Here is a 20,660-nt window from a genome sequence, read left to right on the forward strand (position 1 = left end):
ACGGTGTGCCGGTACGGCAGGAGCCCGGCCGCCAGAGGGGCCGGGCTCCACAACTGCCTTGGCCGCGCAGCGAGTTGCGCGCGCCCGGCGTCAGCTCTTGGGCTTGTCGCTGGACTTGGAGTCCGACTTGGGGTCGTCGGACTTCTTGGAGCTGTCGGACTTCTTGGAGTCGTCCGACTTGGAGTCGTCCGAGCCCTTCGAGGGGGAGGAGGAGGCGCCGCCCGCCTTGTTCGCGGAGACGACCGCTTCCGAGGCCTCCTTCGCGGCCTTCTCGGCGGACTTGGACAGGTCCTTCGAGCTCGGCGCCTTGTCGCCCGCGAGGCCCGCGCCGTTGTAGTCGATCGTGACGACGGCGTTCTCCACGCGCGTCACGACCGTCTGCTGCTTGAAGTTCTCCTTGTCCTTCTTCAGGTCGTAGTGCACGACCGTCGTCTGGTCGCCCATCCCGGGCACCGGCTCCGTCTTGACGCTCTTCGCGCCGTCCGTCGCCTGCGCGTCCGCGACCTGCTTGGCGAAGTTGTTCTGGGCGCGCTTGGCGCCGCTGCCGAGGGACGCGTCCGAGTCGAAGCGCATCAGCGAGACGCGCAGCCAGCGGAACTGCGAGCCGTCGACGCCGTTGTTCTCCAGGCTGTCCCAGGAGCAGGTGCCGCGCGCGGACGTGTCGTCGGACGTGCCCGCCTTGCCCGACTTGTCCTTGGCCTTCGGGACGAGGTCGTCGAGCGACTTCTTCGACAGGACCTCGCAGGGCTCGGGCAGCTTGCTGAACGCCGCCTTCTCCACGCTCGCGGCCTTGTCCTCGCCCTTGCCCGAGGCCGAGGCGGAAGCCTTCGAGCCCGAGTCCTTCTTGGCCCCGTCCGAGCCCGAGTCGGAGTCGGAGGAGCAGCCGGAGGCAATGAGGATCACCGGTACGGCGGCTGCGCAGGTGAGTATGCGGGTGAGTCGCTGTGCTGGTCGGTGCATGGTTCCTTCACTCAAGTCGCTCAAGACGGCTGTCGTCGGTTCGATGGGCCACGGTACGCCGTGCCCGACGCGGACGACTCCGCTTCCAAAGAGCCGGGCACCCCCCGAAATCGTCCCTAATCGCTGAACCTGTCGGCCAGCTTTCCGGCCAGTTCCTGCGCCTTGTCCTGCATTTCCTTGCTGTCGGGGATGTCTGTGCGACGCCCCGGCTGCTCGTCGTACTCGACGGTCACGATGACGTTCGACGTGCGGAACACCACAGTCACGGTGCGGTGCCGGGTCGCGGACGCGGACGTGGTCAGGGCGTCGTCGAGGAAGGCGGCGTCGCCCAGGTCGTCGAGGATGCGGGGCTCGAGGCCGAGGGGTGTGACGGCGTCTTGCGGGGATTCTCCGGAGGCGGCACTGTCGCCCGCGTCACCCTTCCCCTTCCCCTTGCCTGGGCCCTTTTCGTCACCCTTGCTGGACTTGTCCGTACCTGACTCGGTCTCCGACGGCGTGTCCCCCTCGGAGGTCGCGGTGCCGGAGGGCGCGGACAGATCGGCCTTCTGCGCCTTGGAGGAGTAGACCTCCGTCGCGCGGGTGTCGTCGCTCACGGAGGTGTCGTACGAGACGACGCGCTCGAAGTCGACGAGCAGATGGTGGGTGGCGTCCGACGACTCCACCTTCCAGCGGCAGCCCACGCGCCGGTCGGTGTCGTACGTGACGGTCGGCACACCCTCGTACGCCTTCTCCTGCTGACTCTCGTCCGTCATCTCCTTGATGCCGGGCAGCATCGAGTCGAGCGAGCCGGAGTCGACCTGGCTGCAGGGCTCGCGGAGCGTGCGGTACTTGCCGGGCTCGGCGGCCGCTGTCGTGCCGCCGGTGTCGCCGGGCTTCGAGTCGTCCGGCTCACCGCCGAGCGCGCCCCCGCCCGTGCAGCCGGCGAGCAGCGCCGTGAGGAGGGCTGCGATGCCCGGTACGTAGGCCTTCCGCTGCACCGTGTGGGCTCCTTCTGGCCGGGGATATTCGGTTGCCGCTGGTGGGCGACCGGTGGACACAATGTGTATCGCACGCAATGCCGTGGACGCCGGTCCGTCGTCCCTTTCATGGACCTTGGCTCCGGTATTTGCGCTAAGAGACTTTGAGAACTTCTGTTCAACTACGGGGGAATGAGGACGTTATGTCGTACGTGGAGGTCCCAGGGGCAAAGGTACAGATCCGCATGTGGACGGATCCGGCCTCGGTCGAGGACGTGGCACTCCAGCAGCTCCAGAACGTGGCGACCCTGCCCTGGATCAAGGGCCTGGCCGTCATGCCGGACGTCCACTACGGCAAGGGCGCGACGGTCGGTTCGGTGATCGCCATGAAGGGTGCGGTGTGCCCCGCCGCGGTGGGGGTCGACATCGGCTGTGGCATGTCGGCGGTCAGGACCTCCCTGACGGCGAACGATCTGCCGGGCGATCTGTCGCGGCTTCGGTCGAAGATCGAGCAGGCGATTCCGGTGGGGCGTGGGATGCATGACGACGCCGTTGATCCGGGGCGGCTGCACGGGTTCGGGACGTCCGCTTGGGGTGACTTCTGGTCGCGCTTCGACGGGATCGCCGATGCGGTCAAGTTCCGTCATGAGCGGGCGACGAAGCAGATGGGGACGCTCGGAGCGGGCAACCACTTCGTAGAGGTTTGCGTGGATACAGCCGATTCGGTGTGGCTCATGCTGCATTCCGGGTCCAGGAACATCGGCAAGGAGCTCGCGGACCACCACATCGGCGTCGCGCAGAAACTCCCGTTCAACCAGGGCCTCGTGGACCGTGATCTCGCGGTGTTCGTCTCGGACACCCCGCAGATGGCGGCATACCGGAACGATCTCTTCTGGGCTCAGGAGTACGCCAAGTACAACCGCTCGATCATGATGGCGCTCCTGAAGGACGTGGTCCGCAAGGAGTTCAAGAAGGCGAAGCCGTCGTTCGAACCGGAGATCAGCTGCCATCACAACTATGTGAGCGAGGAGCGGTACGAGGGCATGGACCTGCTGGTCACCAGGAAGGGCGCGATCCGGGCCGGCAGCGGTGACTACGGGATCATCCCGGGATCCATGGGCGCGGGCTCGTACATCGTGAAGGGCCTCGGCAACGAGAAGGCCTTCAACTCGGCCTCGCACGGCGCGGGGCGGCGGATGAGCCGTAACGCGGCGAAGAAGCGCTTCTCGGTGCGGGATCTGGAAGAGCAGACGCAGGGCGTCGAGTGCCGTAAGGACTCCGGCGTCGTGGACGAGATCCCCGGTGCCTACAAGCCGATCGAGCAGGTCATGGAGCATCAGCAGGACCTCGTCGCGGTCGTGACCAAGCTGAAGCAGGTCGTCTGCGTCAAGGGCTGAACCGAGAACCCGCCCGGACATGAAGATGTAGATCGTGATCTACATCTTCATGTCCGGGCTCACAGGGCCGAGGGCCTTTCGAGGGCTTGCAGCGTTCCCGCGGGCAGCCGGTCGTCGCCCCAGCTGCGCTCGATGTAGCCGATGATCCGCGCGATGTCCTCGGCCGGTACCTGCTCCGGTTCGCCGTGCTCCAGCGGATCGGCGTGGAAGATGTAGAGCCGCGAGGCGAACTGGTCGAACGGCAGTGAGGCCTCGCCGAACCGCTCGCCGTTGCCCGCGGTGGAGACGACGACGCCGTCGCCCCAGTCCTGGCCGCTGTCGTTGTTCGGGTTGAAGAAGTACACCCGCATGACGTCCTGCGGGTCCGGCGCGGCCCGCAGGATCGTGATCGCGTGCCAGCCGACGTAGCGGGCCGCGCTGTCGGTGACGGCGACGCCTGCCGGCTGCGGGTGGATCAGCGGCTGCCCGCCGTTGTAGGCCGGGTGGTAGCCGGCGTGGAACTGCCGCAGGAACTCGTCGAGGTCGACCAGGTTGCCGGTCGCGACGTCGACGTTGATGTGGAACCCGCGGCACGCCCACCAGCCGTGGAACTCGGGGTTGATCCACCGGTGCGGGTCACCCGGCCGCGCGGCGCAGTGCCGTCCCATCTCGGCGTAGATCCGGTCCAGGTGGGGCACCACGAGCAGCGACACGGGGTCGAGGTCCATCGGCAGCGTGCTCGCGACTCCGGACACGCTGTCCTTCGACGAGATCGGCTGACCCTCGAAGTGCATGAGGATCTCGTCGTCGCGGGCCGCCCAGACCACCATCTGCAGCAGGTAGTCCGGGTCGTTGTAGGACCACATCGAAAGGGCGCGGGCCGACTGGCAGGTGGGGTTGTCGCCCTGACCGACGCCGAGCGGCTGGCCCAGCATCGAGAGCACTCCCGCGACAAGACGCGCCCGCGGCCCCGGCACCTCGCCGAAAACGGTCGTCAACCGCTCCCGCGCGACCGGGGAGAGCTCGAGCGACAGCTGGCGCCACAGCGCGGGCACCAGCGGCGGCTCGTAGAGGATGCCGCGGTCGAGCAGCAGCGCGAGGCCGTAGACGCTCTGCGCGGTCTGCGGGTGTACGGCCACCTCGATCAGCCGGTGCACCAGTTCGCTGTAGCGCAGCATGCAGTTCCGGCCGGTGTCGGAAAGCCCGAGCGCCTCACCGACGAGGTAGTCGCTCTCGCGCAGGAGGAACCTGAGCAGTTCCGCGTGGTACGGCGACACCAGGCCGGTGTCGTGCATCGCCCGCGCGAACCCCGTCGCCTCGTACTGCAGGCCGCCGGTGTCCATCGCCTCTAGCCGGGAGCGGAAGACGTCGACGCCCGGGTCGTCCCGGCACGCCTCGGTGGTCCCGAACAGGCCCGTGATGAGCCGGTCGATGCCCTGCCCCGACGACACGCCGAGAGCGACGTCCGGGTCGTTGCGGTAGACCGAGATCCGGGTGATCAGTGCCTGCACCGCCTCGACCTGTATCGGACGCTGGCGCAGGATCCGCCAGATCTCGTCGACCAGGTCGTCCAGGACGCTGTCGTAACCGATCTCGTCGCCGAGGCGGCGGAACAGGTCCCGGACGAGCTGCGCGGTCCGGCCCTGCTGTACTCGCTCCGCCTCACTGGGCGAGCTGAACAGCAGCTCCAGGTTGGCCGCAAGGACCTGGGACAGGAACTGGCGGGCGTCATCGGCGGGCAGCGTCGGGTGTGCGAAGTCGCCGCGGGCCACGGCGAGCATCCGCAGCTCGCTGGTCGCCTCCATGACGACGGTGTCCGCATCTCCGCTGTGCAGGCTGCCGCTGACCAGCGCCGGGACAAGGATCTCCGGTGACGCCCAGTCCGTTCCCAGGAAGAGCCCGGCCTCCTCGATGGCCTGCGCCCTGGCCTGGACCGCCGCGACGCCGCCCGGCTGCGTGAGCACCCGGCGCAGTGCTTCCAGGACCCGCCGCAGCTTCGTGTGCTTGCCGAAGTCGCGGGTTTCGGCCATGGCCAGGATGGCGTCGTCGAGTGAGGTCACGCGCTTGTCCAGCGTCGTGGCCTCACCGTTGACGTCGACGGTCGGTTTCAAAGGGTTTCCCTCGGGTTGGCCTTCTGCGTCGACGGGGTCGTCAGACGTAGAAGTCGAGCTCTTCCTGCTTCTTCAACAGGTCGCGCATCCGGTAAGGGTCATCACCGAAGAAGTACACCAGGCCCCAGTGGGTGCCGAACGCCGTCCTCTTGGTGACAGTCTCCTCAAGTGGTGTCGAGAGGTCGTGCGACTCGTAGTAGTCGTCGTCCTCGGTCTCCTGCGGGATCTCCAGCTCGCTGACGACGCGGCGGCGCGGGTAGACGCCGAAGCAGCCCGCGACCCCGGACGCGTCGACGACCTCGCGCGGGAAGAAGGCATCGATCTCCTCCTCGGTCGTCTTCGGGTCGAACGCCAGCACCAGCGCATGGTAGGCGTTGAAGCCGTAGGCCCGTTCGAGCAGCTCGAACACCTTGAAGCCCGGCGGCCGGTAGGCGACCTCGCCGAAGTACATCTCGCCGTCGCTGGTGACGAAGTACTCCGGGTGCACGAAGCCGAACTCGATGTCGAACGTCTTGATGAGCTTCTCGATCTGCGCCGTGATCTGCGGGCGGTACTGCTCCAGTTCCGGGGTCGCAGGGACGAACACCGAATATCCAAGGGTGACGTATTCGGAGATGTTGAGGAACTTGATCTTCCCGTTGTGTACCCACGCCTCGACCGCGAACTCCCAGCCGTCGAGGTGGGATTCCATGAGGACGGGGAATTCCTCGTCCGGAATCGTGTCGACCTCGTCCGGGGTGCGGATGACGCGGTGCCCGAGGCAGCCTGCCTTGTCGAACGCCTTGAGGTGGATCGGGTCGTTCGGGTCGCCGTCCAGCTTGAGCAGGGTCTGGTTGACGCGCTTGAGGAAGCGGGTCACGTCGTCCCGGTCGTGGGCTTCCTCGAAGATTCCGACCCGGATGCCGCCGAGTTGCGCGCGGCGCTTCATCAGCGCCTTGTCCCGCAGCAGCAGGGCCTGACCGTACAGCCGCGGGTTGTCGAGGAGGACGGAGTTGATCGCCCCCGCCCATTCGACCGTTTCCTCGTACAGCGGGATCGCGACGTCGACACCCTCGTCCCGAAGGGTCTCGGCGATCTCCACGGAGCGGTCGTTGAGCCGCTCGAAATTCCACGGCACGTAGGGAATGTCGTGTTCTACGCAGTACTTTTCGGCCCACTCCGGGGCCACGACGACGTATCGCCGGTCGAATCGGTCGAGGGCTTCCACCGCGTTGAGACTCCAGCCAAGAAGCGCTACATAGCCTTTGTCCGGGTTCCTGGTGGCTGGTTCGCCCTGTGTCATAGGCCGTTACTCCTTCGGCGCGTGCGCCCGTCGACGGCGTGACTGGCACGACCGTGCCCGGCGAACTGCCGCGCAACCAGCCCCTGCCCGCGCGCGAGCACCTCATGCCCCGCGCCCGGGGGTCACAGCTCCCTGTGGACCTTCGTGTTCGAGGCCTGGGCGCGGGGGCGGACCACCAGGAGGTCGATGTTGACGTGGGGCGGGCGTGTCACCGCCCAGGTGATCGTGTCCGCCACGTCGTCGGCCGTGAGGGGGGCGGCCACGCCCGCGTAGACCTTCGCCGCCTTCTCCGTGTCGCCGCCGAAGCGGGTCGTGGCGAACTCCTCCGTCTTGACCATGCCGGGCGCGACCTCGATGACGCGGACCGGGGTGCCGACGATCTCCAGGCGCAGGGTCTCGGCGAGGACGTGCTCGGCGTGCTTGGCGGCCACGTAGCCACCGCCGCCCTCGTACGTGCCGTGGCCCGCCGTGGAGGAGAGGACCACGATCGTGCCGTCCTCGCTGGCGGTGAGCGCGGGGAGGAGGGCCTGGGTGACGTTCAGGGTGCCGATGACGTTCGTCTCGTACATCTGGCGCCAGTCGGCGGGGTCGCCGGTGGCGATGGTGTCGGCGCCGAGCGCGCCGCCCGCGTTGTTGACCAGGACGGCGACCTTGCGGAAGGCGGTGGCGAACTCGTCCACGGCCGTGCGGTCGGTGATGTCGAGCGCGTACGCCATCGCGTCGTGGCCCGCGGCCGTGATCTCGGCGGCGAGGGCCTCGATGCGGTCCTTGCGGCGGGCGGTGAGGACGACGCGGTAGCCGGCGGCCGCGAGTCCGCGCGCGGTGGCGGCGCCGATGCCGCTGCTCGCGCCGGTGATGATCGCGATGCGGGTGGCGGCGGGCGCGGCGGTCATGGTTGCTCCTTGGACGTGCGTACGTTCCTGGCCTGTCCCGCCAGGATAGGTCGCCTGCCTAGCGAGCCCGTGGCGCGTACATGATGACCGCCATTCCGGCGAGGCAGATCAGCGCCCCCGTCACGTCCCAGCGGTCGGGCCGGTAGCCGTCGGCGACCATGCCCCAGGCGATCGAGCCCGCGACGAAGACCCCGCCGTACGCGGCGAGGATGCGGCCGAACTCGGCGTCGGGCTGGAGCGTGGCCACGAAGCCGTAGACGCCGAGGGCGATGACGCCCGCGCCGATCCACGCCCACCCTTTGTGCTCGCGCACGCCTTGCCAGACGAGCCAGGCGCCGCCGATCTCGAAGAGTGCGGCTACGGCGAAGAGGGCTACGGAGCGGGTGACGGCGAGCATGAGGAGATCGTGGCACGGGCCGAGCGCGTGCCGGGCACGTGCCGGGCGCGTGCCGGACCCGTCAGGTGCCCGGACGGCTTTCCCGGGCCCGTTGTCAGACCCTCGCCGTACCGTGGCGGGCATGGAGAGATCGCCGTTGGCAGGTCCGGTTCTGGTTCCCTGGTCGGAGGGTGACTTCGATCTTCTGGTCGCTTGCAACTCCGCTGAGATGACCGCGCATTTGGGCGGCCCCGAGACACACGAGCAGTTGGTGTCCCGGCACCGCCGCTATCTGGCGCTCGAGGAGCGGGGGCGCATGTTCCGGATAACGCTCGGCGATGACGCCGTCGGGTCCATCGGGTACTGGGAGACGACCTGGCAGGGGGAGTCCGCCTGGGAGACGGGGTGGGGCGTGCTGCCCTGGTTCCAGGGGCGGGGCATCGCGGCGATGGCCGCGCGCCTCGTGGTGGAGGAGGCGCGGGCCGCCGGGCGGCACCGGCGGCTGCACGCCTTCCCCTCCACGGACCACGCGGCTTCCAACGGGGTGTGCCGCAAGGCCGGGTTCACGCCGGGGGGCGAGCACGACTTCGAGTATCCGAAGGGGCACTGGATGCGGTGCAACGACTGGAGCGTCGACCTGGACGCCGACCCGGGTGCCGACCTGAGCCTCAGTGCGGAGAGTAAGCCGTAGGGGGCACCCCCACCGTCGCCGTGAAGTCCCTGATCAGGTGGGCCTGGTCGGCGTAGCCCAGCGTCGCAGCCAGGTCCGCCCAGTCCACCTCCGTGTCCTGCTCCGCCCGCTCAAGCGCCTCATGGATCCGGTGGCGCAGGATCAGCCACTTCGGTCCTACGCCTACGTACGCCGAGAAGAGCCGCTGCAGCGCCCGTACGGACATGCCCTCCGCCCGGGCGAACTCGCTGACCCGGCGGATCCCGCGGTCCGTGCCGATGCGTTCGGCGAGGGCCATGGCGAGGTCCGCCTGTGGGTCGGGCGTGGGGCCCATGGCCAGGAGGAAGGCGTCGAGTGCCGCCACGCGCGCGTGCTCCTCGTCGGGGGAGAGCACCGCGTCGAGCGCGCCGTCGGGGACCTCCCCGAAGACCTCGTCCAGAGGCAGCAGCCGCCGCCCCGTCCACGCGGACACCGGCGCCGATGGGGCGAACGGCCGGAAGCCGCCCGGCCGGAACTTCACCCCGCACACCCGCCCCCGCCCCTCCAGCTTCTGCGTGAAGAGGCCGAGCCCGATGCCCGCGACCTCGGCGAAGGGCTGCTGCCCGGGGAGTGTCTGGAAGACGACGTTCACGGACGGGTGCGGAACGATGTGCGAGGCGTACGGCTCGGTCAGGTCCCAGTCGATCAGCCAGTACTGCTCCACGTAGGGGTGCAGGGCGGCGGCGCCCGGCGCGAGGCGGCGGAAGCGTACGCGGGCGAAGAGCCCGGCGGCGTCGACGATGCCTTTGGTGTCGCTGCGCGGGGCGGAGGCGTCGGCCATGGCTGGATCGTATGCCGGGGTCTGCCGCCTGTCCCCGTGCTCCGTGTCGCGTTTCTTCAAGCCGCGGGAGCACTCGCCGCCATACCGTCGTGTCATGACCGAGAACAGCATTGCCGACCTTCTGAAGGCGGCCACGGCCCACGCCGTCCCGGTGGTCCGCGCCATCCCCGACGACCGCCTCTCCGCCCCCACACCCTGTGCCGAGTACGACGTGAAGGCCCTGGTCAACCACCTCGTTCAGGTGATCGTCCAGTTCCAGGCGCTGGCCGCCAAGCGGAACTCCGAGTTCGGTGCCGAAGCCCCTGATTTCGTGGGCGAGAACCCCGACTGGCGCGACCGTTTCGCCGACGAGGCCGGAAAGCTGGTCGCCGCCTGGGCCGCGCCCGGCGCCGAAGAGGGCACCACGGGCGCGATGGACATGCCCGCTAGGACCGTCGGCTGCATGGTGCTGCTCGACCTGACGGTGCACGCCTGGGATCTGGCCCGCGCGACGGGTCAGGAGTACGAGGCCGCCCCCGAGAGCAGCGGCGTGGTCGACGCACTGCGGGAATCGGTGGCGGGCCTGGGTCCGACGGCCCGGAAGATGGGTGTCTTCGGGGAGCCGGTCGCCGTGCCCGAGGGGGCCGCTGAGCTGGAGCGACTCCTGGCCGAGACGGGCCGCGACCCCCGCTGGACCCCGTAGGGCGGTGAGGCCCGAAGCCACCCGGGAATACCCCCTGGCACCCCACCGTTCCGTAGGTATAGTTGAAGCATCAACAACCTGCGGAGAGTGAGTCAGCCATGCAGTCCGGATCCGGCATGCAGTTCGGGATCTTCAGCGTCGGCGACGTGACGCCGGACCCCACTACGGGCCGCACCCCCACCGAGCACGAGCGCATCAAGGCCATGGTGGCCATCGCGCTGAAGGCCGAGGAGGTCGGGCTCGACGTCTTCGCGACCGGGGAGCACCACAACCCGCCGTTCGTCCCCTCCTCGCCCACCACGATGCTCGGCTACATCGCCGCCCGCACCGAGAACCTGATCCTCTCCACCTCCACGACCCTCATCACGACGAACGACCCGGTGAAGATCGCCGAGGACTTCGCGATGCTCCAGCACCTGGCAGGCGGCCGGGCGGACGTGATGATGGGCCGCGGCAACACGGGCCCGGTGTACCCGTGGTTCGGCAAGGACATCCGGGAGGGCATCAACCTCGCCGTCGAGAACTACGCCCTGCTTCACCGCCTGTGGCGCGAGGACGTCGTGACGTGGGAGGGCAAGTTCCGTACGCCCCTGCAGTCGTTCACCTCGACGCCCCGCCCGCTCGACGGCGTCGCGCCCTTCGTCTGGCACGGCTCCATCCGCTCCCCGGAGATCGCGGAACAGGCCGCGTACTACGGAGACGGCTTCTTCCACAACAACATCTTCTGGCCGCAGGAGCACACCAAGAAGATGGTCGACCTCTACCGCCGCCGGTTCGCGCACTACGGGCACGGCAGCGAGGAGCAGGCGATCGTCGGGCTCGGCGGTCAGGTGTTCATGCGGAAGAACTCCCAGGACGCGGTGAACGAGTTCAGGCCGTACTTCGACAACGCGCCCGTCTACGGACACGGGCCCTCGCTCGAGGAGTTCACGTCCCAGACGCCGCTGACCGTCGGCTCCCCGCAGCAGGTGATCGAGCGGACACTGTCCTTCCGCGACAGCGTCGGCGACTACCAGCGGCAGCTGTTCCTGATGGACCACGCGGGCCTGCCCCTCAAGACCGTCCTGGAGCAGCTCGACATCCTCGGCGAGGAAGTCGTCCCGGTCCTGCGCGAGGAGTTCGCGAAGAACCGCCCGGCGACGGTCCCGGACGCACCCACCCATGCCGCACGCGTCTCGGCCCTCCAGAGCGAGAAGGGAGTCACCGCATGAAGCCCGTGAAGTCCATGAAGCTCGTCGTCGTCTCCGCGGGGCTCAGCGTCCCCTCCTCCACCCGTCTCCTCGCCGACCGTCTCGCGGCGGCCACCGGACGCCACGCCGACGTGGAGCTCCAGGTCGTCGAACTCCGCGACCTGGCCGTGGAGATCGCGCACAACTTCGTCACCGGTTTCCCGGGGCCGGAGCTGAGCGCGGCGGCACAAGCGGTGAAGAGCGCGGACGGTCTGATCGTCGTCACGCCGGTCTTCTCCGCGTCGTACAGCGGATTGTTCAAGTCGTTCTTCGACGTGCTGACCGTCCTGGACAAGGACGCGATCGCCGGTACGCCGGTCCTGATCGCGGCGACCGGCGGCACCCCACGGCATTCGCTGGTCCTGGAACACGCGATGCGTCCGCTGTTCGCCTACTTGCGTGCTGTGGTCCTGCCGACGGCCGTGTACGCGGCGTCCGAGGACTGGGGCGCGGACGGCCTGGACGAGCGCGTCGAGAGGGCCGCGGCCGAACTGGCCGGAATCATGCGGCCCGTGCCGACAGGAGAAGAGGGGCTGATCGAGGAGTTGATCCCCTTCGAGCAGCAACTGGCGGCGCTACGCCAGGAGTAGACCCGGCACGCAGAACCGGCACGCAGAAAGAGACGCGGGGCTCAGGCAGGCTCACGGCCACACCAGGCAGTACGCCTGATGCCCCGCGTCATGCAGCCGGTGGCTGAAGTCCTGCCATTCGTGCAGCAATTGATAGACGTTGAACGCGTCGCGCGGGCCGCCGCGGTCGGGGACCGTGGACCAGATGAACGCCGCAGCGCCGACCGACTCCTCGCCGATGCCGCGCAGTGGGTCGACGACCGTCATGGGGAGCTTCACCACGGCGTAGTCGGGGTGCAGGACGACCAGTTCGAGCGGGGGCACCTTGGACAGGGGTATGCCCTCGATGCCGGTCAGGACCATCGCGGCCACCGTCTCCGGCTTGATCTTCGTGAACATGCCGTTCATGCCGAGCTCGTCACCGCCGAGCTCTTCAGGGCGCATCGAGATGGGCACTCGGGCGGCGGTCGCGCCGTCCGGGGCTCCGAAATACTTGTAGGTCACCCCGCCCACCCGGCCACTCCTGGTTCCCGCCCCGTCCTGCTCCGTCTCGCCCCGTGCCAGAGCCGCCGCCTCGGCCGCTTCCGCCTCGCGCCGGTGCCTGCCGATCCGCCGGGCACGCCGCGGACCCAGGCCGTCGGTCCCCTCGCCCAGTCCGCCACCGCGATGCATATCTCCACCCGACTGCTTTTCCCAGGGCGCCCGCCCCTGCTTTTCTAGGCCTCGCGGCCCCCGCCGCGCAACCCGATCATCGTGTCAGTGACCTCCCCCACGGTCACCGGCTAAAACGTGGAGTGAAACACCTGTCCGCAGGATGTCCGAAGCCTCTGACACCATGGTTCATGTGAGCTTCCCGTATAGCGCCCCAGTTTCGCAGACTCTCTTCGACCGTGCGGCGGCCGTGACGCCCGGCGGTGTGAACTCTCCCGTGCGCGCTTTCCGCGCTGTGGGCGGTACGCCCCGCTTCATGGTGTCCGGTACCGGTCCGTACCTGACGGACGCCGACGGCCGTGAGTACGTCGACCTCGTCTGCTCGTGGGGGCCGATGATCCTCGGCCACTCCCACCCCGATGTGATCGCTGCCGTCCAGGAGGCCGTCTCCCGCGGCACGTCCTTCGGCACGCCCGGCGAGGGCGAGGTCGCGCTCGCCGAGGAGATCGTCGCGCGCATCGCGCCCGTCGAGCAGGTGCGGCTCGTGTCCAGCGGCACCGAGGCGACGATGTCCGCGATCCGTCTCGCGCGCGGGTTCACCGGCCGCGCGAAGATCATCAAGTTCGCCGGGTGCTACCACGGTCACGTGGACGCGCTGCTCGTCGCGGCGGGCTCCGGTCTCGCCACCTTCGGGCTTCCTGACACCCCGGGCGTCACCGGCGCCCAGGCGGGCGACACGATCGTCGTCCCGTACAACGACCTGGATGCCGTGCGTGCCGCGTTCGCCGCGAACGCCGGTGAGGTCGCGTGCGTCATCACCGAGGCGTCGCCGGGCAACATGGGCGTCGTACCGCCGGGTGAGGGCTTCAACCAGGGGCTCGCCGACCTGTGCCGGGAGAACGGCGCGCTGTACATCTCGGACGAGGTGATGACCGGCTTCCGTACGTCGAAGGCGGGCTGGTTCGGCGTCGACGGTGTGCGGCCCGACCTGATGACCTTCGGCAAGGTCATGGGCGGCGGCTTCCCGGCCGCCGCTTTCGGCGGCCGTGCGGACGTCATGGAGCACCTCGCCCCGACCGGTCCCGTCTACCAGGCGGGCACGCTGTCCGGGAACCCGGTCGCGACGGCCGCGGGCCTCGCGCAGCTGCGGCTGCTCGACGACGCGGCGTACGCGAAGGTGGACGCCGTCTCCGAGCAGCTGCGCGGCCTGGTCACCGAGGCGCTCTCCAAGGAGGGCGTCGCGCACCGCCTGCAGAACGCGTCGAACATGTTCTCCGTCTTCTTCACCGACGGTGACGTGCGCAATTACGACGACGCGAAGACGCAGGAGTCGTTCCGCTTCACCGCGTTCTTCCACTCGATGCTGTCGCAGGGCGTGTATCTGCCGCCGTCGGCCTTCGAGTCCTGGTTCGTGTCCACCGCCCATGACGAGCAGGCGATCGAGAAGATCGCCGCGGCCCTGCCCGCTGCGGCGCGCGCGGCCGCCGAAGCCACTGAGTCCACGGAGGCCACCGCATGAGCGCGGGCAGCGAGCTCACCGTCGTCCACCTGATGCGCCACGGCGAGGTGGAGAACCCGGAGGGCATCCTTTACGGGCGCCTCCCCGACTACCACCTCTCCGAGCTGGGCCGGCAGATGGCCGACCGGGTCGCCGAGCACCTCGCCCCGCGTGACATCACGCACGTCGTGGCATCGCCGCTGGACCGCGCGCAGGAGACGGCGACGCCGATCGCCAAGGAGCACGGGCTCGCGCTGGCGTCGGACGGGCGGCTCATCGAGGCGGGCAACGTCTTCGAGGGCAAGACCTTCGGCGTGGGCGACGGCGCCCTGAAGAACCCGGAGAACTGGAAGCACCTGGTCAACCCCTTCAAGCCGTCCTGGGGCGAGCCGTACGTGGAGCAGGTCGTGCGGATGATGGGCGCCCTGGACGCGGCGAAGGACGCCGCCCGCGGGCATGAAGCGGTGTGCGTCAGTCATCAGCTGCCGATCTGGATCGTGCGGAGCTTCGTGGAGAAGCGGCGCCTGTGGCACGACCCGCGCAAGCGGCAGTGCACGCTCGCCTCGCTGACGACGTTCACGTACCGCGGCGACAAGATCGTGTCGGTGGGATACACGGAACCGGCGCGGGATCTCGTTCCCGCGCATCTCCTCGCGGGCGCCAAGCCGGTGAAGGGAAAGGCCAAGGCGTTCGGCGCATAACCCGCCCGTCCGGGGTGCGCTTAACCGGCCCCGTCCGGGGTGCACCTTCGATTCGTTGCCCACGTCGAGTAATTGCCCGGCGACTGAATGTCCACCGAATGTCCACTCTTGGTAACAGGCGCTAAATATGTGACTGTTGCCAGGAACCCCATTGTTCGTCACGCCCTCTAAGGGGGCGTCCATCGTGCATGGACGACGAGCGCGACGAATGGGGATGGAATGCGCGACTTCAGTCGCAGGGGAATGCTCGGCCTCGGAGTCGGGTCCGCGGCCGCTTTGGGACTCGCGGGCTGCGGCACGGGCGGCAGCGGTAACTCGGGCGGTTCCACGGGCCAGGGTCAGGGTCAGGACAAGGGCGCGGGCAAGCGTCCGGGGAAGCCGATCGGCGACGGTTCGACCTCGTACACGGGGAAGCAGCCGAAGCAGCCGGCCAAGCCCGTGCCCCTGGAGCCGGGTGAGACGCCCCCGCAGTTCGTGGTCTTCTCCTGGGACGGCGCGGGCGAGGTCGGCAACGGCCTCTTCCCGCGCTTCCTGAAGCTGGCCGAGGAGCACGACGCGAAGATGACGTTCTTCCTCTCCGGGCTCTATCTCCTTCCCGAATCCAAGAAGCGTCTCTACAAGCCGCCGAACAACGGAGTCGGCGCCTCCGACATCGGTTATCTCACCGACGGCCACATCAAGGAGACGTTGAAGTACGTCCGGCAGGCCTGGCTCGAAGGCCATGAGATCGGCACGCACTTCAACGGGCACTTCTGCGCGGGCAGCGGCACGGTCGCCAACTGGACGTCCGCGCAATGGCAGAGCGAAATCGACCAGGCCATCTCGTTCGTGAAGGAATGGCGCACGAATACGGGCTGGACCGACCTGCCGTCGCTGCCTTTCGACTATGACAAGGAACTCGTCGGCGGCCGCACCCCCTGCCTCCTCGGCCAGGACAACCTGCTGCCGACGGCGAAGAAGCTCGGCTGGCGTTACGACGCCTCGTCGCCCGGCGGCCGTCAGCGCTGGCCCGAGAAGAAGATGGGCGTCTGGGACCTGCCGCTGCAGGCGATGCCGTTCCCCGGCCACACCTTCGAGGTCCTGTCCATGGACTACAACATCCTGGCCAACCAGTCGAAGAACTCCACGAAGGCCCCGCCGGCCAACTACCCGGGCTGGCGCAAGCAGGCCGCCGAGTCCTACATAGCCGGATTCAAGCGGGCCCACGAGTCCAACCGCGCGCCGTTCTTCGTCGGCAACCACTTCGAGGAGTGGAACGGCGGCATCTACATGGACGCCGTCGAGGAGGCCCTGAAGCACATCGCGGGGCAGAAGGACGTACGCCTCGTCTCGTTCCGGCAGTTCGTCGACTGGCTCGACGTCCAGGACCCGAAGGTCCTCGCCGACCTGCAAGGTCTCGAGGTGGGCCAGGCGCCGACAGCCGGTTGGAAGGGACTCGGAAAGGCCGTCTGAAATGGGACTTTCCGCAACCCCGGGGGGTGCGGAAGATCCCCGAAACAGACATGCGAAACTTTTCACATGAGTGCCGCCTGCCGCGCCCCACACAGCACGAACCGCAGCCGTAGCCGCAGCCGCGCCGTCCTTCTGGGCGCTGGGGCCGCGGTCGCCGCGCTGACCCTGTCGGCGTGCGGCTCCGGCGGGGCATCGGGCGGTTCGGGGAACACCAACTTCATCACCGGGACCGACGGCATCTCCACCGTCGACAAGGGCGACCGCAAGGACGGGCCCAAGATCGACGGGAAGACCCTCGAAGGCAAGCAGCTCAGCCTCGACGACTACAAGGGCAAGGTCGTCGTCCTCAACGTCTGGGGCTCCTGGTGCCCGCCCTGCCGGGCGGAGGCGCCGAACTTCGTGAAGGTCGCCGACGCCACCAAGGACAAGGGCGTGCAGTTCGTCGGGATCAACACCCGCGACACGGACAAGGGCCCCGCGCTCGCCTTCGAGGAGAACTACAAGGTTCCCTACCCGAGCCTGCACGACCCGATGGGCAAGCTCATGCTGCGCTTCCCCAAGGGCACGCTGAACCCGAACTACATCCCCTCCACGATCGTCATCGACCGGGACGGGAAGGTCGCCGCGCGCTCGCAGCAGCCGCTGGACGAGAAGAAGCTGCGCAAGATGATCGACCCGCTGGTCGCGGAGAAGTGATGTCGAGCCTGGTCACCTCCGGGGGTCTTGCCACCCTCGCCGCAGTCGGTGAACCGAACCAGACCGTACTGAACGGAGCGCTCCTCATCGCGCTCCCCGTCGCCCTGCTCGGCGGCCTCGTCTCCTTCTTCTCGCCGTGCGTACTGCCGCTCGTGCCGGGCTACCTGTCGTACGTCACGGGGGTCGGCGGCACGGATCTCGCGGAGGCCAAGCGGGGGCGGATGGCCGCGGGCGCCGGGCTCTTCGTGCTCGGCTTCACCGCCGTCTTCGTCTCCACCGGCGCCCTCTTCGGCTATGCCGGGCAGAACCTGCAGCAGTACCAGAGCGTCATCACGAAGGTGCTCGGCGGACTGATGATCGTCCTCGGCATCTTCTTCATGGGGCTCATGCCCTGGCTCTCCCAGCGCGAGTTCCGCTTCCACAAGAAGCCCGCCGCCGGGCTCGCGGGCGCTCCGGTACTGGGCGCGCTGTTCGCCGTCGGCTGGGCGCCCTGCGTCGGGCCGACACTCACATCCGTCAACACTCTGGCCCTCGACCAGGCGAGCGCCGGGCGCGGGGCCATACTGAGCGTCGCGTACTGCGTGGGGCTCGGTGTTCCGTTCATCCTCGCGGCGATCGCCTTCCGCAAGGCGCTAGGCGCTTTCAGCTGGGTCAAGAAGCATTACGTCTGGGTCATGCGCATCGGCGGCATCATGATGATCGCGACCGGACTGCTGCTTGTCACCGGCGTCTGGGACAGCATCGTGCAGCAGATGCAGGTCTGGTCCAACGGCTACACGGTGGGAATCTGATCCATGAGCAAGACCGAAGCCCCTGAAGAGCAGAACGAGCTGGGTGCCGCGGGCTCCCAGCTCTCCACCGCGCCCGTGGACCGGGCGATGCCCGGATCCTTCGGCGGGAAGCGTGCCCCCGGCGCCGTCGGGTGGCTCGTCTGGTCCGGCCGCGAGGTCGTCGGCTGGGTGCGCTGGATGTGGCGGCAGCTGACCTCGATGCGGGTCGCGCTCCTGCTGCTCCTGCTGCTCTCGCTCGGCGCGATCCCGGGCTCGCTGATCCCGCAGACCAGCATCGACGAGCTGAAGGTCGCCGACTTCAAGAAGGCGCACACCACGCTCGGGCCGATCTACGAGAAGTTCCAGCTGTTCGACGTCTACAGCTCGGTGTGGTTCTCGGCGATCTACATCCTTCTCTTCGTCTCCCTCATCGGCTGCATCGTGCCCCGCACCTGGCAGTTCGTCGGCCAGCTGCGCGGACGCCCGCCGGGCGCCCCCAAACGCCTCGACCGGCTGCCCGCGTACACCACGTGGCGCACCGATGCCGAGCCCGAGAAGGTGCACGAGTCCGCGCTCTCGCTGCTCAAGGGGCGCCGCTTCCGGGTGCACACCACCGGCGGCCAGGGGACGTCCAAGACGTCGGTCGCCGCGGAGAAGGGCTATCTGCGTGAGGCGGGCAACCTCTTCTTCCACATCTCGCTGATCGTGCTCCTGGTGGCCTTCGCCGTCGGGGCCCTGTTCAAGTCAGAGGGCGGCAAGCTCGTCGTCCAGGGAGACGGGTTCTCCAACACCCTGACCCAGTACGACAACTTCAAGTCCGGCAGCCTCTTCGACACCGAGGAGCTACCGCCGTTCAGCTTCAAGCTGGACAGCTTCGACTCGACGTTCGAGCGCAAGGGCCCCGAGAAGGGGACGGCACGCACCTACCGTGCGAACGTCACCTACAGCGAGGGCCCCGACGGCGCGGAGAAGAAGAAGGCCATCGAGGTCAACAAGCCGCTCGAGGTCGACGGCTCGAAGGTCTACCTCATCGGCCACGGCTACGCCCCGACCGTCACCGTTCGCGACGGCAAGGGCAAGGTCGTCTACAAGGCGTCCGTGCCGTTCCTTCCGATCGACTCCAACGGCACGGCCACCGGCGCCGTCAAGGTCCTCGACGGCTACCGCGACAAGAGCGGCAAGAAGGAACAGCTCGGCTTCAACGCCTTCTTCGTGCCGACGTTCGCTGGCGAGGGACACGGCCAGATGTTCTCCCAGTTCCCCGCCCTGGACTACCCCGTGCTCGCGCTGTCCGCGTACCACGGGAGCCTCGGTGTGGACTCCGGCCTTCCGCAGAACGTCTACCAGCTGGACACCAGCAAGATGGACAAGTTCAAGGACTCCAAGGGCGACCTGCTCAAGAAGCGGATGCGGCCCGGCGAGACGATGACGCTGCCGAACGGCGCGGGATCGATCACCTTCGAGAAGGACATCAAGCGCTGGGCGACCTTCCAGATCTCCCAGCAGCCCGGCAGCATGTGGGCGCTGATCGGAGCGATCTCCGCCATCGTCGGCCTCGCCGGATCGCTGTTCATCCAGCGCCGCCGCGTGTGGGTGCGGGCCGTCCGGGGCGCTGACGGCGTCACCGTCGTCGAGATGGCCGGGCTCGGCCGCAGCGAGTCCGCCAAGCTGCCCGAAGAACTCGGCGACCTCGCCGCGCACCTTCATGAGAAGGCGCCGAGCGCGCCCGATCCAGACCATGCCGATTCCACCCCCCAAGTTGTTCCTGCCGAAGGGGCTGAGAAGTGAATCTCGCCACCACCCTCGCCGCCGAACCGAACGAGAACCTCGCGAGCATCAGCAATGTGCTGATCTACTCCGCGATGGCCGTCTATCTTCTTGCCTTCTTCGCGCACATGGCCGAGTGGATCCTCGGCAGCCGCAGCAAGGTCGCCCGCACGGCTTCCGCGATCACCGCGAAGACCGACGCCGCCGTCGAGGCGCCCGCGGTCACCGCCAAGGCCAAGGGCGGCACCGCCGTCCTCGACCGGCCGCAGACCGCCCCCAAGGTCGTCACCCGCTCCGCAGCCGGACGCCGCGACGTTCCGGACGGTCCCGGCGCCGCGGCCGGTGACGAGAAGGGGGACCTCTACGGCCGTATCGCCGTGTCCCTCACCGTGCTCGGGTTCCTCGTCGAGTTCGGCGGTGTGCTCACCCGCGCCCTCTCGGTGCAGCGGGCGCCGTGGGGCAACATGTACGAGTTCAACCTGACGTTCTCCACGATGGCCGTCGGCGTGTACCTCGTGCTCATGGCGCTGAAGAAGAACGTCAACTGGCTCGGCCTTCCGCTGATCACCACGGTCCTCCTCGACCTCGGTCTCGCCGTCACGGTCCTGTACACCGCGAGCGACCAGCTGGTCCCCGCCCTGCACTCGTACTGGCTGTGGATCCACGTCTCCACCGCGATCTTCTGCGGGGCGTGCTTCTACGTCGGTGGCGTCGCGACGGTGCTCTACCTCTTCCGGGACAGCTACGAGGCGAAGCTGGAGCGCGGCGGTCAGCCCGGCAAGTTCGCCACGTCCGTCATGGAGCGGCTGCCCGCCGCGGCCTCGCTCGACAAGTTCGGCTACCGCGTGAACGCCGCGGTCTTCCCGCTGTGGACGTTCACGATCATCGCGGGCGCGATCTGGGCCGGCGACGCGTGGGGCCGCTACTGGGGCTGGGACCCCAAGGAGGTCTGGTCCTTCATCACCTGGGTCGCCTTCGCCTGCTACCTGCACGCGCGCGCGACGGCGGGCTGGAAGGGCCGCAAGGCCGCCTACCTGGCCCTGATCGCCTTCGGCTGCTGGCTGTTCAACTACTACGGCGTGAACATCTTCGTCACCGGCAAGCACTCGTACGCCGGGGTCTGACACCCTGAAGGCCGCCTGAAGGCCGGTTCCTGTGACTCACGTCACGGGAACCGGCCTTCGTCGTACGGACAGTCAGA

General features: G+C 68.4%; 20 protein-coding genes. 12 read left to right on the forward strand and 8 right to left on the reverse strand.

Annotation, left to right across the window (positions count from 1 at the left end):
• Positions 1-90: 90 nt before the first annotated feature.
• Both ACWFRJ_RS26490 and ACWFRJ_RS26495 read right to left on the reverse strand, forming a co-directional pair.
• Complete coding sequence (locus ACWFRJ_RS26490; protein WP_453535830.1) at positions 91-960, reverse strand: DUF3558 domain-containing protein; 870 nt, start codon at positions 958-960, stop codon at positions 91-93.
• A gap of 116 nt (positions 961-1,076) precedes the next feature.
• On the reverse strand, positions 1,077-1,937 hold the full coding sequence (locus ACWFRJ_RS26495; protein ID WP_453535833.1) for a DUF3558 domain-containing protein: 861 nt from the start codon (positions 1,935-1,937) through the stop codon (positions 1,077-1,079).
• A 182-nt stretch (positions 1,938-2,119) separates the two neighbouring features.
• On the opposite strand from ACWFRJ_RS26495, the gene ACWFRJ_RS26500 reads away from it, so the two are divergent.
• A complete protein-coding gene (locus ACWFRJ_RS26500) occupies positions 2,120-3,313 on the forward strand; it encodes an RtcB family protein (protein ID WP_453535835.1) in 1,194 nt (397 codons plus the stop codon).
• Between the two features lie 59 nt (positions 3,314-3,372).
• On the opposite strand, the gene ACWFRJ_RS26505 is transcribed toward ACWFRJ_RS26500, so the two are convergent.
• The 4 genes from ACWFRJ_RS26505 to ACWFRJ_RS26520 form a co-directional block, all read right to left on the reverse strand.
• Positions 3,373-5,403 carry a hypothetical protein gene (locus ACWFRJ_RS26505; protein WP_453535838.1) on the reverse strand — a complete coding sequence of 677 codons (2,031 nt, stop codon included), beginning with the start codon at positions 5,401-5,403 and terminating at the stop codon, positions 3,373-3,375.
• A gap of 40 nt (positions 5,404-5,443) precedes the next feature.
• The gene (locus ACWFRJ_RS26510) at positions 5,444-6,685 is read right to left on the reverse strand and encodes an ATP-grasp domain-containing protein (RefSeq protein WP_453535841.1); all 1,242 of its coding nucleotides are present in this window, start codon (positions 6,683-6,685) and stop codon (positions 5,444-5,446) included.
• A gap of 122 nt (positions 6,686-6,807) precedes the next feature.
• The gene (locus tag ACWFRJ_RS26515; RefSeq protein ID WP_453535844.1) at positions 6,808-7,578 is read right to left on the reverse strand and encodes an SDR family NAD(P)-dependent oxidoreductase; all 771 of its coding nucleotides are present in this window, start codon (positions 7,576-7,578) and stop codon (positions 6,808-6,810) included.
• A 58-nt stretch (positions 7,579-7,636) separates the two neighbouring features.
• Entirely contained in the window at positions 7,637-7,975 is a 339-nt protein-coding gene (locus ACWFRJ_RS26520) for a YnfA family protein (protein ID WP_453535847.1), read from the reverse strand.
• 121 nt (positions 7,976-8,096) lie between these two features.
• Here ACWFRJ_RS26520 and ACWFRJ_RS26525 point away from each other — a divergent pair, with 121 nt between their 5' ends.
• Positions 8,097-8,645 (forward strand): GNAT family N-acetyltransferase, encoded by a 549-nt coding sequence (locus tag ACWFRJ_RS26525; RefSeq protein ID WP_453535850.1) that lies wholly within the window; start codon positions 8,097-8,099, stop codon positions 8,643-8,645.
• On the opposite strand, the gene ACWFRJ_RS26530 is transcribed toward ACWFRJ_RS26525, so the two are convergent.
• A complete protein-coding gene (locus ACWFRJ_RS26530) occupies positions 8,623-9,444 on the reverse strand; it encodes an AraC family transcriptional regulator (RefSeq protein ID WP_453535853.1) in 822 nt (273 codons plus the stop codon). The genes ACWFRJ_RS26525 and ACWFRJ_RS26530 overlap by 23 nt on opposite strands.
• A 94-nt stretch (positions 9,445-9,538) precedes the next feature.
• On the opposite strand from ACWFRJ_RS26530, the gene ACWFRJ_RS26535 reads away from it, so the two are divergent.
• From ACWFRJ_RS26535 to ACWFRJ_RS26545, 3 genes are all read left to right on the forward strand, one after another.
• On the forward strand, positions 9,539-10,126 hold the full coding sequence (locus ACWFRJ_RS26535) for a TIGR03086 family metal-binding protein (protein WP_453535856.1): 588 nt from the start codon (positions 9,539-9,541) through the stop codon (positions 10,124-10,126).
• A gap of 116 nt (positions 10,127-10,242) precedes the next feature.
• A complete protein-coding gene (locus ACWFRJ_RS26540; RefSeq protein ID WP_453536678.1) occupies positions 10,243-11,337 on the forward strand; it encodes an LLM class flavin-dependent oxidoreductase in 1,095 nt (364 codons plus the stop codon).
• A 14-nt stretch (positions 11,338-11,351) separates the two neighbouring features.
• Positions 11,352-11,945 (forward strand): FMN reductase, encoded by a 594-nt coding sequence (locus ACWFRJ_RS26545; protein WP_453536681.1) that lies wholly within the window; start codon positions 11,352-11,354, stop codon positions 11,943-11,945.
• A gap of 51 nt (positions 11,946-11,996) precedes the next feature.
• On the opposite strand, the gene ACWFRJ_RS26550 is transcribed toward ACWFRJ_RS26545, so the two are convergent.
• Positions 11,997-12,437 carry a hypothetical protein gene (locus tag ACWFRJ_RS26550; protein WP_371750165.1) on the reverse strand — a complete coding sequence of 147 codons (441 nt, stop codon included), beginning with the start codon at positions 12,435-12,437 and terminating at the stop codon, positions 11,997-11,999.
• 322 nt (positions 12,438-12,759) lie between these two features.
• Between ACWFRJ_RS26550 and hemL the strand changes: the two genes are divergently transcribed.
• From hemL to ccsB, 7 genes are all read left to right on the forward strand, one after another.
• Positions 12,760-14,094 carry a glutamate-1-semialdehyde 2,1-aminomutase gene (gene hemL, locus ACWFRJ_RS26555; RefSeq protein ID WP_453535859.1) on the forward strand — a complete coding sequence of 445 codons (1,335 nt, stop codon included), beginning with the start codon at positions 12,760-12,762 and terminating at the stop codon, positions 14,092-14,094.
• Positions 14,091-14,774 carry a histidine phosphatase family protein gene (locus ACWFRJ_RS26560; RefSeq protein WP_453535862.1) on the forward strand — a complete coding sequence of 228 codons (684 nt, stop codon included), beginning with the start codon at positions 14,091-14,093 and terminating at the stop codon, positions 14,772-14,774. Before hemL ends, ACWFRJ_RS26560 begins: the two co-directional genes overlap by 4 nt.
• Before the next feature lie 219 nt (positions 14,775-14,993).
• Positions 14,994-16,226 (forward strand): hypothetical protein, encoded by a 1,233-nt coding sequence (locus ACWFRJ_RS26565; RefSeq protein WP_453535865.1) that lies wholly within the window; start codon positions 14,994-14,996, stop codon positions 16,224-16,226.
• A gap of 66 nt (positions 16,227-16,292) precedes the next feature.
• Positions 16,293-16,922 (forward strand): TlpA family protein disulfide reductase, encoded by a 630-nt coding sequence (locus ACWFRJ_RS26570; protein ID WP_453535868.1) that lies wholly within the window; start codon positions 16,293-16,295, stop codon positions 16,920-16,922.
• Positions 16,922-17,713 (forward strand): cytochrome c biogenesis CcdA family protein, encoded by a 792-nt coding sequence (locus ACWFRJ_RS26575; RefSeq protein ID WP_453535871.1) that lies wholly within the window; start codon positions 16,922-16,924, stop codon positions 17,711-17,713. The genes ACWFRJ_RS26570 and ACWFRJ_RS26575 overlap by 1 nt, the downstream gene beginning before the upstream one ends.
• Before the next feature lie 3 nt (positions 17,714-17,716).
• Entirely contained in the window at positions 17,717-19,480 is a 1,764-nt protein-coding gene (gene resB / locus ACWFRJ_RS26580) for a cytochrome c biogenesis protein ResB (RefSeq protein ID WP_453535874.1), read from the forward strand.
• Entirely contained in the window at positions 19,477-20,583 is a 1,107-nt protein-coding gene (ccsB, locus tag ACWFRJ_RS26585) for a c-type cytochrome biogenesis protein CcsB (RefSeq protein WP_453535877.1), read from the forward strand. Before resB ends, ccsB begins: the two co-directional genes overlap by 4 nt.
• The last annotated feature ends 77 nt before the right edge of the window (positions 20,584-20,660 follow it).

The organism is Streptomyces sp. NPDC055239, assembly GCF_053606205.1.

Excerpts from the sequence above, each read along its gene's own strand:
- ACWFRJ_RS26500 (WP_453535835.1), top strand. The coding sequence starts at position 2,120 with ATGTCGTACGTGGAGGTCCCAGGGGCAAAGGTACAGATCCGCATGTGG.
- ACWFRJ_RS26540 (WP_453536678.1), top strand. The coding sequence starts at position 10,243 with ATGCAGTTCGGGATCTTCAGCGTCGGCGACGTGACGCCGGACCCCACT.
- ACWFRJ_RS26560 (WP_453535862.1), top strand. The coding sequence starts at position 14,091 with ATGAGCGCGGGCAGCGAGCTCACCGTCGTCCACCTGATGCGCCACGGC.
- ACWFRJ_RS26575 (WP_453535871.1), top strand. The coding sequence starts at position 16,922 with ATGTCGAGCCTGGTCACCTCCGGGGGTCTTGCCACCCTCGCCGCAGTC.
- resB (WP_453535874.1), top strand. The coding sequence starts at position 17,717 with ATGAGCAAGACCGAAGCCCCTGAAGAGCAGAACGAGCTGGGTGCCGCG.
- ACWFRJ_RS26510 (WP_453535841.1), bottom strand. The coding sequence starts at position 6,685 with ATGACACAGGGCGAACCAGCCACCAGGAACCCGGACAAAGGCTATGTA.
- ACWFRJ_RS26490 (WP_453535830.1), bottom strand. The coding sequence starts at position 960 with ATGCACCGACCAGCACAGCGACTCACCCGCATACTCACCTGCGCAGCC.
- ACWFRJ_RS26525 (WP_453535850.1), top strand. The coding sequence starts at position 8,097 with ATGGAGAGATCGCCGTTGGCAGGTCCGGTTCTGGTTCCCTGGTCGGAG.
- hemL (WP_453535859.1), top strand. The coding sequence starts at position 12,760 with ATGGTTCATGTGAGCTTCCCGTATAGCGCCCCAGTTTCGCAGACTCTC.
- ACWFRJ_RS26545 (WP_453536681.1), top strand. The coding sequence starts at position 11,352 with ATGAAGCTCGTCGTCGTCTCCGCGGGGCTCAGCGTCCCCTCCTCCACC.
- ACWFRJ_RS26515 (WP_453535844.1), bottom strand. The coding sequence starts at position 7,578 with ATGACCGCCGCGCCCGCCGCCACCCGCATCGCGATCATCACCGGCGCG.
- ACWFRJ_RS26570 (WP_453535868.1), top strand. The coding sequence starts at position 16,293 with ATGAGTGCCGCCTGCCGCGCCCCACACAGCACGAACCGCAGCCGTAGC.
- ACWFRJ_RS26530 (WP_453535853.1), bottom strand. The coding sequence starts at position 9,444 with ATGGCCGACGCCTCCGCCCCGCGCAGCGACACCAAAGGCATCGTCGAC.
- ACWFRJ_RS26520 (WP_453535847.1), bottom strand. The coding sequence starts at position 7,975 with ATGCTCGCCGTCACCCGCTCCGTAGCCCTCTTCGCCGTAGCCGCACTC.
- ACWFRJ_RS26535 (WP_453535856.1), top strand. The coding sequence starts at position 9,539 with ATGACCGAGAACAGCATTGCCGACCTTCTGAAGGCGGCCACGGCCCAC.
- ACWFRJ_RS26565 (WP_453535865.1), top strand. The coding sequence starts at position 14,994 with ATGCGCGACTTCAGTCGCAGGGGAATGCTCGGCCTCGGAGTCGGGTCC.